Genomic DNA, 13861 nt, shown 5'->3' on the forward strand with positions numbered 1-13861 from the left:
ACTACCTGACTGGCATAACGGGCGCAGCCCGAACCGCCCAGTGGTGGGCGCAATGAACTTTCAAAGGTGATTCACATGGAAAGCACTACTGAAGCCGGCGCAGCCGGTAGCGAAGTCCAGACCCTCGAAGCCCCGGCAGGCGCGGATTTGAGCCTGCTCGAACGGATCGTTCACGAAGGCAACATGGCCGTCGAGCCGTCGCAAAGCGGCTACGCGAAGAAACTGATCGGCCAGCTCGCGTCGCAGATTCTCGACGAAGGCATGCGCACGAGCCCGGACAAGAGCGTCGTCGCGATGATCAACGAGCGCGTCGCCGAAATCGACAAGCTGCTCTCGGATCAGCTCAACGCGATCATGCACGACGAAGCGTTCCAGACGCTCGAAGCGTCGTGGACCGGTCTGCACGACATGGTGTATGGCACCGAAACGGGCCCGCGCCTGAAGTTGCGCCTGCTGAACGTGACGAAGAAGGACCTGCTCAAGGACCTCGAAACCGCGGTCGATCACGACATGAGCGCACTCTTCAAGAAGGTCTACGAAGAGGAATACGGCACGTTCGGTGGCCATCCGTTTTCGATGCTGATCGGCGACTATTCGTTCGGTCGTCATCCGCAGGACATCGCACTGCTGGAACGCATCTCGAAGGTAGCGGCCGCGGCGCACGCCCCGTTCATCGCGGCAGCGGCGCCGAGCCTGTTCGACCTGAAGTCGTTCACGGACCTCGGTGTGACGCGCGATCTGTCGAAAACCTTCGAGAGCGCCGAGCTCGCCGGCTGGCGCGGTTTCCGCGACTCGGAAGACTCGCGCTATGTCTCGCTCGTGCTGCCTTCGTATGCCGCGCGTCTGCCGTATGGCGCGAAGACGAAGCCCGTCGAGAACTTCAACTTCGAAGAAGACGTCGACGGCTCAGATCACGGCAAGTACCTGTGGGCGAACTCCGCCTACCAGCTCGGCCTGCGCATTACCGATGCATTCGCGAAGTACAGCTGGGCGACCTCCATTCGCGGCGTGGAAGGCGGCGGCAAGGTGGAGAACATGGTCGCGCACGCGTACAAGACCGACGAAGGCGATGTCGTCCTCAAGTGCCCGACCGAAGTGACGATCACCGACCGTCGCGAGAAAGAGCTGAACGACCTTGGCTTTATTGCGCTCGTGAACTCGAAGGGCTCGAACTTCGCGACGTTCTTCGGCGGTCAGACGACCAACCGTCCGAAGCTCTACAACAAGGACGCCGCCAACGCCAACTCGCAGCTTTCGGCGCGTTTGCCGTATGTGCTCGCGGCCTCGCGCTTCGCGCACTACCTGAAAGTGATCATGCGCGACAAGGTGGGCAGCTTCCAGTCGCGTGGCGATGTCGAGGCGTATCTGAACAACTGGATCGCGGACTACGTGTTGATCAATCCGTCGGCTTCGCATGAGCAGAAGGCGCGCTTCCCGCTTGGCGAGGCACGCGTGGACGTGACGGAAGTGCAGGGCAAGCCGGGTTCGTATCGCGCGACCTGCTTCCTGAAGCCGCATTTCCAGATGGAAGACTTGACGGCGTCGATCCGTCTCGTCGCGGAACTGCCGGCGGCGGCCGCTTGATGATCGTGCGTGCGGCGCAAGCCGCACGCATGAGCCGAATTAATCAACATTGTTAAGAGACAGTCATGGATACCGTTCTGCTGCAGATCAAGGACATCAAGGGTAATTCGACGCTGGAAGGCGCGACCGACCAGATCGTGTTGTATTCGTATTCGCTCGGCGTGCAGATGCAAATGAACAATGACGTGGGCCGTACTGAACGTACGCTCGGCCGTCCGAATTTTCACGAATTCAGCGTCTCCAAGGCAACCGACCAGTCCACGCCGGCGCTCTACGCGGCGTGTGCGGGCGGCAAGAAGCTCGGCGATGCCAAGATTTCGATTGGGCGTAACGAAGACAGCAAGTTCATGCCGCTGATCGAGTACACGCTCAGCGACGCGATGATCTCGGCGATCACGACCTCCGGCGCCGGTGAATCGAACGATAGCGTGACGCTCAACTTCTCGAAGATCACGACGACGTACACGCAACAGAACGTGGACTCGACGAAGAAGGGCACCGCTTCGTTCGGCTGGGATCTGGGCGCGAACAAGGCGATTACGGTGTCGGCTTCCTGATTCTCAACTGCGCACCGCCCTCGGAGTCTAGAACTTCCCGGTCGGTGCCACACGGAGCTTTTGCGTGATGCCGGCAATCGTAAGCGGTTCACCGATGCCATTGTTCGATCGCCTCGCCGCCAGCGGCGAGGCGCAACTCCCCGGCGCGGATGCGTTGCGGGCGTCGATCGGACGCGAACTCGCGCGACTGCTCAACACGCGGTCTCGTTTGACATTCGAAGAATTCGCCGAAAGCGATGGAAGTGTGATCGATTACGGCGTACCCGACTATTCGGATCGGTCGCTGCATTCGGGACCGGACCGTGATGCGATAGCCGCCACCATCGCGCGGGCGATCTCGCTGTTCGAGCCGCGCCTCGTCGATGTCGATGTGGCGTTCGCTTTTCCCGCTGCCCACGCGCAGCGGGCAATCCTGACCATCAGTGCTCAAATGCGCGCTGGCCAAAGCGTCACGCACGTGGCGTTCGAGCTTGCCGCCAACGGTCATACGCTCGTGACGGCGTGAGGCAACACTCGAGCTGACATGCCGGCCGACGACATCCTTCAATATTACAAACGTGAACTCTCGTACCTGCGTCTTCAAGGTGCGGAGTTCGCGCGTCGCTATCCGAAGATCGCCTCGCGGCTCGCGCTGCACGGCACCGAATCACTCGACCCGCACACGGAGCGTCTTGTCGAGGCGACCGCGTTTCTCGCGGCGCGCGTGCATCGCGATCTCGACCAGGAGTTTCCGCAGGTCGCCTCGGCGTTGCTCGAGAACGCGTGCCCGACGCTCGTGCAGCCCGTGCCGTCGATGACGGTCGCGCAGTTCGCACTCGATCCGACCCAAGGCAAGGTAACGGCCGGCTTTGCCGTGCCGCGACACACGGGCCTGCAGGCGCGCACGGAAACCGGCGACGCGTGCCGTTTTCGCACGGCATGGGATACGGTGCTGTGGCCGGTTGCCATCAGCCATGCCGCGTTCGGCGAGGACGCCACGCTGCGCCTGACGCTCGAATGCGCGGAGGGCGTCGACTTCGCCGAGCTGGAAATCAGGCAGCTTCGCCTGCACCTCCACGGCGACTGGATGGTGACGATGCCGCTCTACGAGTTGCTGGTGTCGGGCGTCACCGACGTCTCGGTGCGTCCCGAAGGCGCGCGTGCGGCCGCCTTGCTGCCCGCGCGCGCGTGGCGCGAAGTGGGCTACGGCGAAGCGGACGACGTGCTGCCGCGCCCGCGCAACGCACAGCCCGCGTATGCGCTGATGCAGGAATACTTCGCGTTTCCGCGCAAGTTTCATTTTTTCGATCTGCACCATCTCGAAGGGCGTCTCGGCAAGGGCCGCCGTTGCGAGATCGTGCTGCATCTGAACCGGACGCCGCGCGGTCTCGGCATGCTGCAAGCGGGACATTTCCAGCTCGGCTGCACGCCCGTCATCAATCTGTTCTCGCAGACGAGCGAGCCGATCGTCGTCGATCATCGCCACTACGAGTACCGGCTTGTCGCGGATCAGCGTCGCGAGTCGATCACGGAGATCCACTCGATCGATTCCGTCGTGGCGTCGCATCCGACACTTGGGGGCGAGGCGACGGTGCCGTGCTTCTCGGCCATCGATCACGTCGAGACCCATGGCAATACCGTGTTCTGGTCCGCGCGGCGAGAGCACAGTCTGAGAGAGAACGTTCAGGGCACCGACATGTTCCTCAGCTTCGTCGATTCGGCCAACACGCTCGCCGATCCCGGCGCGCCCGTGATCTACGCGAACGTGCTGTGCACGAATCGACGTCTCGCGGAGCAGGTGCCAGTGGGCGCGCGCATGCTGATCGAGAAGGTATCGCAGAACGTGCGCGTGCGCTGCCTCTACGAACCGACCGCGCAGCGCAGCCCGGCACTCGGCAGCGAGACGCTGTGGCGACTGATCTCGCTGCTCACGCTGAACTATCACTCGCTCGTGAGCGGCGCGACGGGCCGTGCGCAGTTGCAGGAGATGCTGCGCCTGTTCGCTTCCGACAGCACGCGCGAGCAAGACCAGATTCGCGGCATCCGCAGCGTGGAGGCGCGCAGCGCGACCGCGCACGTGGGTGGCGACGCGTGGCGCGGCTATTGCCGCGGCACCGAGGTGACCGTCGAGTTCGATCCCGAGACTTTCGTGGGCGGTTCACCGCTGCTGCTGGGCGCCGTGCTCGCGCGCTTCTTCGCGATGTACACGTCGGTCAATTCCTTTGTGCGGCTCGTGGTGCGCCGTGGAGACGAGATATGGAAGCAATGGGAGCCGATGACGGGCTGCCAGCCGCTGCTCTGATCGCGCGTCTCAAGGCGAATCCGCAGCGCTTCGATCTGTTCCAGGCGATCAGTCTTCTGGAGCGGGCCGCGCCGTGGGCGCGTCCGCTCGGTCGCGGCAACGGGCTCGCCGAGGCCGTGCGCCTCACCGGCCACGTCTCGCTCGCGTTCGAGCCGAGCGACGTCCACAGCGTGCGCGAAACCGCGCCCGCGCAGCCGGACGGCATGTCCGCCGCCGGCAGTGTGTCGTATGCACCGCGCGCCAGCTGGACGCTGTCGACGCCCGTGCTCACGCTCGCCGGCGCCAACGGCCCACTGCCGATGGCGTACACCGAGCTCGTGCTGGAGCGTCGCGCGCAACGCGATACGGCGACGGCGGACCTGCTCGACATCTTCAACCACCGCTTTCTGTCGTTCCTGTATCGCAGCCGCAAGAAGCACGCGCCGGGGTTGAACTGGCGCTCGCCGCACGCGAGCGCGATCGCGGCCTCGCTCGACGCGCTCAGCAATCTGGGCCTGCGCGACGGCGTGCGCGGCCCGCGCGACGCACGGCTGTGGCTGCGCCACGCCGGTCTGCTCAGCGCCGCGCCGCGCTCGATGACGGGACTCGTCGCCATGCTTGCCGACCGGCTCGGGCTCGAAGTGCGCGGCGCGCAATTCGTCGGGGGCTGGCGCGAGGTCGACGGCGCCGATTCGCTGCGCCTCGCGCGCGCGGGTTCGGGCACTGGAGCGGCGAGGCTCAGCGGCGTGGCCGTGCTCGGGCGGCGCACGTGGGACCAGGCGAGCGGCATCTGCCTGGAGTTTCCCGGCCTGACGAAGGCGCGCTTCGAGGCACTTCTGCCCGGCGGCGCCGATCACGCACTGGCCGCGTGGCTGATCCGCGCGTATCTGCAGCAGGATTTCGACGTGCAGTTCGTGCTGCACCTCGCGCCGCAGCCCACCGCCTGCGAAGTCGGTGGCGCGCGCGCGTCCCGCCTCGGCTGGACGACGTGGCTGGGCGGCTCGCGCCATACCACTCACGCGCCCGCACCGGTGCGCCTCGCGATGCGCGAGGCGGCGGTGCCCGCGCCGAAGCACTACTAAGGAATCCGCGCATGGATATCGATATTCGCACGCTGTTGAGCCGCCTCAATCCCGCTTGCAAGCTCGCGATGGAACAGGCCGCGCAGCTGTGCGTGCGACAGACGCATTACAACGTCGACGTCGAGCATCTGGTGCTCACGCTGCTCGAATCCGACGCGCCGGATCTGAAGGCGATTCTTGCTCACTTCGCCGTCAAGCCCGAAACGCTGACCGCGCAGCTGCAAAAGGCAGTCGACGGCTTCAAGCGCGGCAACGCTCGCACGCCGGCGCTGTCGCCGAATTTCTCGCCGCTCTTCCAGGAAGCGTGGCTGCTCAGCTCGATGCTGCTTGGCGAGCAGCAGATCCGCTCGGGCACGCTCGTGCTGGCGCTGCTCGAAGTCGACAGTCTGCGCGGCATGCTGCTCGAATCGGCGCCCGCGTTGCTCAACTTTCCGCGTGCGGCGCTGCGCGAACGGCTCGCGGAGATTCTCGCGGGCTCGTCCGAGGATGCGGGTGGCTCGCACACGCCCGGGCAGGGCGCCGAGACGACGCAGTCTGGTGCGGCTGCCCCGTCCGCAGCGCCTACCTCGGCGGGGGTAGGCGCGATGCCTAACATGGCGGGCGGCGCCGCTGGCGCGAACGGCCGCAAGTCGGCGCTGGAGCAGTTCACCGTCGACATGACCGGCCTCGCGCGCGAAGGCAAGATCGATCCGATTCGCGGACGCGACGCTGAAATCCGCCAGTTGATCGACGTGCTGCTGCGCCGCCGGCAGAACAACCCGATCCTCACGGGCGAGGCGGGCGTGGGTAAAACGGCGGTGGTCGAGGGCTTCGCGCAGCGCATCGTGCAAGGCGACGTGCCGCCCGCGCTCGTCAACGTGTCGGTGCGCTCGCTCGACCTTGCGCTGCTCCAGGCCGGCGCGGGCGTGAAGGGCGAGTTCGAGAACCGCCTCAAGTCGGTGATCGCGGAGGTGAAAGCGTCGCCGGTGCCGGTCATCCTGTTCATCGACGAGGCGCACCAGCTGATCGGCGCGGGCGGCACCGAGGGCCAGGGTGACGCGGCCAACCTGCTCAAGCCGGCGCTCGCGCGCGGCGAGCTGCGCACGATCGCCGCGACCACGTGGGCCGAATACAAGAAATACGTGGAGCGCGATCCGGCGCTCGCGCGACGCTTCCAGGTGGTCAAGGTGGAAGAGCCGAGCGAGGCCGTCGCGATCGACATGCTGCGCGGCATGGTGCAGAAGCTCGAAGAGCATCACGGCGTGGAAATTCTCGACGACGCCGTGCGCGACGCCGTGAAGCTCTCGCATCGCTACATCTCCGGCCGCCAGCTGCCGGACAAGGCTATCAGCGTGCTCGACACCGCGTGTGCGCGCGTGTCGATCGGCCAGAGCGGCACGCCCGAGGAAATCGAGGCGCTTGGCCGCACGATCGATGCGGCCGAGCACCAGCTTCGCATCCTGCGCCACGAGGCCGCCACGGGCGCCGAGCGCGCGGATGCCATCGCGTCCACGACGAAGCAGCTGGACGACGCTCGCGCGCAGCGTGCGCGTTTGACCGACAAGCTGGGCACCGAAAAGCGCGCGGTGGAGGAGATCCTCGCGTGGCGCAGGAAGATCCGCGGCTTTCTCTCGGAGCCGGACAGCGCGGCCGACGGCGAAGATGCCGAATCGCTCGCGGCGAATCTCTCGCGCCTCGAAAAAGGCCTGGAAGCCGTGCAGAACGACGAGCCGATGGTGCCCGTGTGCGTGGACTCGGAAACGGTCGCCCAGGTTATTTCGGGCTGGACCGGCATTCCCGTGGGCCGCATGCTCGCCGACGAGCTGCACACCGTGCTCTATCTGCAGGACAAGCTCGCCGAGCGCGTGGTCGGCCAGGACGAAGCACTCGACGCGATCGCACGCCGCGTGCGCACGTTCCGCGCCAATCTCGACGATCCGGGCAAGCCGGTCGGCGTGTTCCTGCTCGTCGGGCCGAGCGGCGTGGGCAAGACCGAGACAGCGTGCGCGCTCGCGGACCTGCTGTATGGCGGCGAGCGCAACATGATCACCGTGAACATGTCGGAGTTTCAGGAAGCGCACAGCGTGTCCGGGCTTAAGGGCGCGCCGCCGGGTTACGTCGGCTACGGGCGCGGCGGCGTGCTCACTGAGGCCGTGCGCCGCCGTCCGTACAGCGTCGTGCTGCTCGACGAAATGGAGAAGGCCCACCCGGACGTGCTGGAGCTGTTCTTCCAGGTCTTCGACAAGGGCGTGATGGAAGACGGCGAAGGCGTGTCGATCGACTTCAAGAACACGCTGATCCTGCTGACGTCGAACGCCGCCCAGGACGTGATCACCGAAGCATCCCGCGGCGGCCGTCGGCCGGCGCCCGAGGAACTGATCGAGAAGCTGCGTCCGGCGCTGTTGCGTCAGTTCAGCCCGGCATTCCTCGGCCGGCTCGTGCTCGTGCCTTACTACCATCTCGGCGACGCGCAGATCAACGCGATCGTGAATCTGAAGCTCGAACGGCTCGCGCAGCGCTTCGAGCGCAACCATCATGCGCATTTCACATGGGGCGAGGACGTGGCCACGCTGATCGCGCAGCGCTGCAAGGAAGTGGACAGCGGCGCGCGCAACGTGGACCACATCCTCACGCAGTCGGTGCTGCCCGAGCTGGCGCGCCAGGTGCTGGAGCGCATTTCGCTCTCCGAGCCGTTCGGCGGCGTGCATCTCGCGTTGAGCAAGGCTGGCGCGATCGAGTTCCGCTTCCTCTCCAGCGAGGAGGCCTAAGCGTATGTCGACGCCCAGCCAGTCGAACTGGTTTGCATCGGTCTCGACGCCGTTCGGCGCGGACGTGCTGTTGCTCGACGGTTTTGGGGGCCGTGAAGCGATCTCCGAGCTATTTCGCTTCGACTTGCGGATGCGCTCGACGAACAAGGCGCTCGATCCCGCGCAGATCGTCGGGCAAGGCGTGACGGTGACGCTCAAGGACCAGACGGGCGCGGCGCGATATTTCAACGGCATCGTCACGCGTTTCGCGCATGCGGGCGCCGACGCGCAGTACGGGTTCTATTCGGCGGAGCTTGCGCCGCGCCTGTGGTTGCTCACGCTCGGGCAGGACCGTGTGATCTGGCAGAACCTGACGGCCCTTGACATCATCAAGAGCGTGCTGGGCACCTTCGGCGTCACCTTCGAGGACCGCACGAAGCGCACGAGCGCTTATGGGGCGCGTGAATACTGCGTGCAGTACGACGAGAGCGCGTTTGACTTCATCTCGCGGCTGATGGAAGAGGAAGGCATCTTCTATTTCTTCACGTTCGCGGACGGTGCGCACACGCTGGTGCTCGCCGACGATCCCTCGGCCCACGACGCGACCCCGGCCGGCGAGCTGTACTTCGCATCCGATGCGAATGCCGCCGCCGACGCGAAGCGCCTCGAATCGTTCACGATGGCGCGGGGCGTGGTACCCGGCGAGCACATCGTCAGCGACTACGACTACACCACGCCGGCCACGATGACGTCCTCGTCGAAGGGTTCCACGAGCCTGCCGACCGGCGCGCGCTACACGTTCCCGGGCCGCGTCGCCACCGCCGGACAGGCGACCCATCTATCGACCACGCAACTCGAGGCGCACAACGTCACGCAGCAGACCGGGCAAGGCGGCAGCGGCTACTACGGCCTCGCCGCCGGCGCCACGTTCACGCTGAGCGGACATCCGGACGATTCGTTGAACGTGAGCTATGTCACGCGCAGCGTGCGGCATATGGCTTCGAACACGGCTTATAGCAACGAGTTCGACGTATTTCCCGCCACCGTGCCGTTTCGCGCGCCTCTCGTGACACGCCGGCCGCTCGTGGTGGGCACGCATACCGCGAAAGTGGTCGGTCCGAAGGACGAGGAAATCTGGGCCGACGCGCAAGGGCGCATCAAGCTCAAGTTCCACTGGGACCGCACCGAAGAGGCCGACCAGAACAGCTCCTGCTGGGTCCGCGTCGCGCAGTCGGTGGCGGGGCCGGGCTGGGGGCACCTGTTCTTGCCGCGCGTGGGGCAGGAAGTCGTCGTGAGCTATGTCGACGGCGATCCCGACCGGCCGCTCGTGACCGGCTGTGTCTACAACGGCGAGAACGCGCCGCCCGTTGCGTTGCCGTCGCTGCAGACGCAGAGCGTGATGCGCTCGCGCTCGTCGAAGAACGGCACGGCCGGCAATGAAATCCGCATGGAGGACAAGCTCGATTCGGAAGAGCTGTATCTCCACGCACAGAAGGACATGACCGTCGAGATCGAAAACGCGCTCTCGACGACCGTGAAGGCGGGCGCGGAGACGCACGTCGTGCAGAAGGGCGACCGCAGCATCGAAGTGAGCGAGGGCAAGGAGACGCACACGGTCAAGGGCACGCGCGCGCTGGATGTGACCGGTGACGAAACGCACACCAATCACGCGAAGTTCACGCATAGCGTGACGGGCGATCACGCGCATACCGTCAACGGCAACTACACGCTGAAGGTGGGCGGCAATCTGACGATCGAGGTGACCGGCTCGGTGAGCATCAAGGCCGGCACGTCGTTCGCGAGCGAAGCCGGCACCACGCACGCGAGCAAGGCCACGACCACGCTCAGCACCGAAGGCATGACGGTGTCGCACAAGGCCTCGGCGCAGCAGACGGTCGATGGCGGCGGCCAGCTCGCGCTCAAGGGCGGCATGGTCCAGCTCAACTGAGGAACGTCATGTCCGCGCCCATGCCAACTGCCGCCGTGTTGTCCGTCGCCGAGGCCGTCGAGCCGACGGTGGTCGAGACGCGCGATAGCGCGGGCCGCGTCGTGAGCCGTGCCGAACTCGTCGACGGCGTGCCGCACGGCGAGACCGTGCAGTACGCGCCCACCGGCACGGCGCTGCTGCGCGCGAGCTATGTGTCGGGGCTGGTCGACGGCACGTTGCGCACGTTCGACGCCCAGGGGCGGCCCGTGCAGGAGGCGCAGTACCGCATGGGCCAGCTCGACGGTGCGATGTCGGTGTATCAGGACGGGCGCCTCGCGGGCCGGCAGCAATACGTAGCCGGCGTGCTGCACGGCGAGAGCACGACGTACGCGCCCTCGGGTCTCGTGACCTCGCGCATGACCTACGAGGCCGGCAAGCTGGAGCGAGAAGCACTGTTCCTCCACGACGGAGTGGTGGTGCGCCGCGCGCGCTATGCGAAAGGCCGGCTCGAAGGCGAGACGCGCGAGTATGCCGCCGACGGCACGCTCGCGCAGAGCCTGCCGTATCAGGCGGATCTGCTGCACGGCGCGGTGCGCCGCTATGCGAACGATGGAACGGCGACGCACGAGCGCATCTATCGGCTCGGCAAGCCGCAAGGCGACTGGCGAGCGCTCGACGCGCCCGCGGCCGACGGCGACGCCGCGCGCGGACCGCGCATCGTCAAGCAACTGGAAAAGTGGGTGAGAGGGTAGACATGGGTATTCAGGTGACTTCGGGCGCGACGCTCCAGTGCAGCTTCGGCGCCGCGCCCGCGACGCTGCAGGTGCTGCCGCTGAACCGCGTGATGGCGGGTGCGCCGGCGGCGAACATCATGGACTCCAAGCCGTTCGTCAACATCATGCCGTTCGGCCAATGCAGTTCGATGGCCAATCCGATGGTGGCCGCCGCCACGGCCGCGGCGTTGGGTGCGCTCACGCCGATGCCGTGCGTGCCGGTCACGGTCGCGCCGTGGGCGCCGGGTTCGCCCACGGTCACGATCGGCGCGATGCCCGCGCTGCAGAACTCGTCGAAGCTGATGTGCATGTGGGCCGGCGTCATTCAGGTCGTCGCGTCCGCGCAATTCACCACGCTAACCGCCTGAGGGCGAGAGAGAGATGCAATACGTTTTTTCGATGACTTCGCGCATGGTGACGATCGCCGTGAGCTGTGCGCTCCTGCTCTGCGTGCTGCTGTTCCTGCTCGGGATGGAGATCGGCGCGCGCATGAGCCGCGCGCCGGCAGAGAGCACCGCGCCCGCCGTCGTTTCCGTCGCGCCGCAGCCAGGCGCCGCGGCCCAGACTTCGCTCGACGCGGGCGATATGGCCGCAGCGCCCGCACCCGCTTCTTCGACTCCTTGAGACCGCTAATTCCATGTCGTTTTCCTTGTTCACCTTTCTGTCCAACCCCACGCGCGGCTCGCGAGCCGCGCTCCTGACGGGCGCCGTGCGGCGCAGGCTCGGCGTTTCGCTGGCGGGTGCCGCGCTCGCCGTGATGGCCGGCACGGCCGCCGCGACGACGGCCGGCGCCAGCGCGCCTGGTCTCGCACCCGCGAGCGCGGCTCCGGCTCCGGCAAGCGCGCCCGTCACCACCTCGACCGGTCTCGTCCAGATGCCCGATGGCCGGCTGCTCGCGCCGGAGTTCGCGCGCATCATCGGCCGCGGCGAACTGGTGGTGGCGGTGCTGAGCGTGGACCAGCCGCCGTTCTTCGAGGAGCGTAACGGCAAGCTCGAAGGTCTCGACATCGACCTCGCGCGCGACATGGCGAACAAGCTGCACGTGAAGGTGCGCTTCGACCGTGACGCGCATACCTTCGACGACGTCGTGAGCCTGCTCGCGCGCGGCCAGGCCGACATCGCGGTGAGCAAGCTTTCGCGCACGCTCACCCGTGCGACGGTGATCGCGTTCAGCTCGCCTTACCTGCGCCTGAATCGCGCGCTGCTGCTCAACCGCGTGAAGTTCGCACAGCTCGCGCACGGCCGCTCGGTGCCGGAGGTGGTGCGCACGTTCGACAGCACGATCGGCGTGGTGGCGAACTCGTCGTATGCGGGCTACGTCGTGAGCAATTTCCCGCGCGCGCAGGTGCGTAGCTATCCGACCTGGGACGACGTGCTCAAGGCGCTCAACGCGGGTGAGGTCACGGCGGCCTATCGCGACGAATTCGAAGTCAAGCGCGTGCTGAAGGTCGATCCGACCGCTTCGCTGCGCCTGCGCGTCGTGACGCTCCAGGACCTGGAGGACACGCTCGCGATCGGCGTGAACGTCAACGACCCGGCGCTGCTTTCGTTCGTCAACCAGTTCCTCGCCGAGCGCAGCGTCAAGCTCGACGTGAGCGCGGTCCTCCAGGCCGCCGACCACTAATCGAAAAAAGTGCGGAACAGCACAAACAGCACGAGAGAGACCACGATGAATTCCAGCAGGATTTACGCATTCGTTCTGAACCCTTGGGTGGTGATCGGCAGTCTCGCGCTTGGCGGCGCATTCGGCCTGCTCCTGCCCGAGCTCGCGCAAAAGTTCGGCTTCATCGGCGACATTTACGTCGACCTGCTGAAGATGACGACCTTGCCTTTCATGATCTCCGCGGTGATCTTCAGCCTGCAGCGGCTCTTTCGCGACGGCGGCACCTCGCGGCTGCTGATGCGCGTGATCTCGGTGTTCCTCGGCGCGTCGGCGACGGTCGCCGTGGTCGGCGCGCTCGTGCTGCTGGTCATGCACCCGGGCGCGAACATCTCCACGGCGACGATGCAGACCTTCGGCCTGATGGTCGGCAACGACAGTGCGTCGAGCGACACGGTCATGAACCTCTATGGCGCCGACCTCCCGGCGAAATCGCTGAACCTCTCCGACGTGCTGGCGAGCCTCGTGCCCACCAACATCTTCGCGGCGCTCGCCAATGGCGATGCCCTGAAGGCGCTCGTGTTCGCGCTGCTGTTCGGCCTCGCCGTGGGCCGCGTGCCCGAGCGCATCTCGGTGGGCCTGAGCCAGTCGCTCGAAACCGTCTATCACGCGTGCCAGAAGCTGATGCATTGGCTCAGCTACCCGCTGCCGCTGATTCTGTTCTGCATGAGCGCGGCGCAGCTCGGCAAGTCGGGCGTCGGCCCGCTGCACGCGATGCTGCAGTTCGTGCTGGCGTTCTTCGTGGCTTCGGCGCTGCTGCTGGTGCTCGCGGCCGTGATTATCTGGAAGCGTTCGAGCCACAGCCTCGGCAAGACTCTCGACGCGCTGCGCGCGCCGTTCGCGCTCGCGCTCGCCACGCGCAACAGCGCGGCCTGCATGCCGAGCATGATCGAGAGCCTCGCGGATAAGCTCGGCTTCGCGCGCTCACGCGTCGAACTGCTCGTGCCGCTGACGATCTCGCTGCTGCGCGTGGGACCGATGGTCTATTACGTGTGCGCGACGCTCTTCATCGCGCAGCTCTACGGTCATTCGCTCGGGGTGGTGGAGGTGGTGACGGTGCTGCTCGCCTCGGTGCTCGCGGGCTTTGCCTCGGCGGGCATGACCGGTCTCGTGACCGTTTCGCTGGTGGGCATGACCTGCGCCTACCTGCGCCTGCCGTTCGAGGCCGCGTTCATCCTGTTCCTCGCCGTCGATCCGCTTTGCGACATGCTGCGCACGCTCGTGCTCGTGATCGGCAATGCGGCGGCGGTTTCCGTGATCTGCCCGCGACCGCTGAAGATCTAGGAGCCGCA

General features: G+C 66.3%; 12 protein-coding genes. All 12 read left to right on the plus strand.

What is annotated here, in order from left to right; translation table 11 throughout:
• The first annotated feature begins 75 nt into the window (after nt 1-75).
• The 12 genes from tssC (at nt 76) to CI15_RS19785 (ending at nt 13853) form a co-directional block, all read left to right on the plus strand.
• On the plus strand, nt 76-1584 hold the full coding sequence (gene tssC / locus CI15_RS19730; protein WP_062130051.1) for a type VI secretion system contractile sheath large subunit: 1509 nt from the start codon (nt 76-78) through the stop codon (nt 1582-1584).
• 65 nt (nt 1585-1649) lie between these two features.
• The gene (locus tag CI15_RS19735; RefSeq protein ID WP_062130053.1) at nt 1650-2141 is read left to right on the plus strand and encodes an Hcp family type VI secretion system effector; all 492 of its coding nucleotides are present in this window, start codon (nt 1650-1652) and stop codon (nt 2139-2141) included.
• A 67-nt stretch (nt 2142-2208) separates the two neighbouring features.
• On the plus strand, nt 2209-2646 hold the full coding sequence (tssE, locus tag CI15_RS19740) for a type VI secretion system baseplate subunit TssE (RefSeq protein WP_062130055.1): 438 nt from the start codon (nt 2209-2211) through the stop codon (nt 2644-2646).
• 18 nt (nt 2647-2664) lie between these two features.
• Complete coding sequence (tssF, locus tag CI15_RS19745; RefSeq protein ID WP_062130057.1) at nt 2665-4422, plus strand: type VI secretion system baseplate subunit TssF; 1758 nt, start codon at nt 2665-2667, stop codon at nt 4420-4422.
• Entirely contained in the window at nt 4377-5483 is a 1107-nt protein-coding gene (tssG, locus tag CI15_RS19750) for a type VI secretion system baseplate subunit TssG (RefSeq protein WP_062130059.1), read from the plus strand. The genes tssF and tssG overlap by 46 nt, the downstream gene beginning before the upstream one ends.
• 11 nt (nt 5484-5494) lie before the next feature.
• Nucleotides 5495-8230, plus strand: a complete 2736-nt coding sequence (tssH, locus tag CI15_RS19755; protein ID WP_062130061.1) for a type VI secretion system ATPase TssH — start codon at nt 5495-5497, stop codon at nt 8228-8230.
• A gap of 4 nt (nt 8231-8234) precedes the next feature.
• Nucleotides 8235-10157 carry a type VI secretion system tip protein TssI/VgrG gene (gene tssI, locus CI15_RS19760; RefSeq protein WP_062130063.1) on the plus strand — a complete coding sequence of 641 codons (1923 nt, stop codon included), beginning with the start codon at nt 8235-8237 and terminating at the stop codon, nt 10155-10157.
• Between the two features lie 8 nt (nt 10158-10165).
• The gene (locus CI15_RS19765; RefSeq protein ID WP_062130065.1) at nt 10166-10888 is read left to right on the plus strand and encodes a toxin-antitoxin system YwqK family antitoxin; all 723 of its coding nucleotides are present in this window, start codon (nt 10166-10168) and stop codon (nt 10886-10888) included.
• Nucleotides 10889-10890: 2 nt separating this feature from the next.
• Entirely contained in the window at nt 10891-11277 is a 387-nt protein-coding gene (locus tag CI15_RS19770; protein WP_062130067.1) for a DUF4280 domain-containing protein, read from the plus strand.
• Nucleotides 11278-11290: 13 nt separating this feature from the next.
• Entirely contained in the window at nt 11291-11533 is a 243-nt protein-coding gene (locus tag CI15_RS19775) for a hypothetical protein (RefSeq protein WP_062130068.1), read from the plus strand.
• Nucleotides 11534-11546: 13 nt separating this feature from the next.
• Nucleotides 11547-12533: a substrate-binding periplasmic protein gene (locus tag CI15_RS19780; RefSeq protein WP_062130070.1), complete on the plus strand. Its 987-nt coding sequence runs from the start codon at nt 11547-11549 to the stop codon at nt 12531-12533.
• 45 nt (nt 12534-12578) lie between these two features.
• Nucleotides 12579-13853, plus strand: a complete 1275-nt coding sequence (locus CI15_RS19785) for a dicarboxylate/amino acid:cation symporter (protein WP_062130072.1) — start codon at nt 12579-12581, stop codon at nt 13851-13853.
• The last annotated feature ends 8 nt before the right edge of the window (nt 13854-13861 follow it).

It is taken from the genome of Paraburkholderia monticola (genome assembly GCF_001580545.1).
In the GTDB taxonomy this organism is placed as follows: Bacteria; Pseudomonadota; Gammaproteobacteria; order Burkholderiales; family Burkholderiaceae; genus Paraburkholderia; species Paraburkholderia monticola.

Excerpts from the sequence above, each read along its gene's own strand:
- tssC (WP_062130051.1), top strand. The coding sequence starts at position 76 with ATGGAAAGCACTACTGAAGCCGGCGCAGCCGGTAGCGAAGTCCAGACC.
- CI15_RS19735 (WP_062130053.1), top strand. The coding sequence starts at position 1,650 with ATGGATACCGTTCTGCTGCAGATCAAGGACATCAAGGGTAATTCGACG.
- tssE (WP_062130055.1), top strand. The coding sequence starts at position 2,209 with ATGCCGGCAATCGTAAGCGGTTCACCGATGCCATTGTTCGATCGCCTC.
- tssF (WP_062130057.1), top strand. The coding sequence starts at position 2,665 with ATGCCGGCCGACGACATCCTTCAATATTACAAACGTGAACTCTCGTAC.
- tssG (WP_062130059.1), top strand. The coding sequence starts at position 4,377 with ATGGAAGCAATGGGAGCCGATGACGGGCTGCCAGCCGCTGCTCTGATC.
- tssH (WP_062130061.1), top strand. The coding sequence starts at position 5,495 with ATGGATATCGATATTCGCACGCTGTTGAGCCGCCTCAATCCCGCTTGC.
- tssI (WP_062130063.1), top strand. The coding sequence starts at position 8,235 with ATGTCGACGCCCAGCCAGTCGAACTGGTTTGCATCGGTCTCGACGCCG.
- CI15_RS19765 (WP_062130065.1), top strand. The coding sequence starts at position 10,166 with ATGTCCGCGCCCATGCCAACTGCCGCCGTGTTGTCCGTCGCCGAGGCC.
- CI15_RS19770 (WP_062130067.1), top strand. The coding sequence starts at position 10,891 with ATGGGTATTCAGGTGACTTCGGGCGCGACGCTCCAGTGCAGCTTCGGC.
- CI15_RS19775 (WP_062130068.1), top strand. The coding sequence starts at position 11,291 with ATGCAATACGTTTTTTCGATGACTTCGCGCATGGTGACGATCGCCGTG.
- CI15_RS19780 (WP_062130070.1), top strand. The coding sequence starts at position 11,547 with ATGTCGTTTTCCTTGTTCACCTTTCTGTCCAACCCCACGCGCGGCTCG.
- CI15_RS19785 (WP_062130072.1), top strand. The coding sequence starts at position 12,579 with ATGAATTCCAGCAGGATTTACGCATTCGTTCTGAACCCTTGGGTGGTG.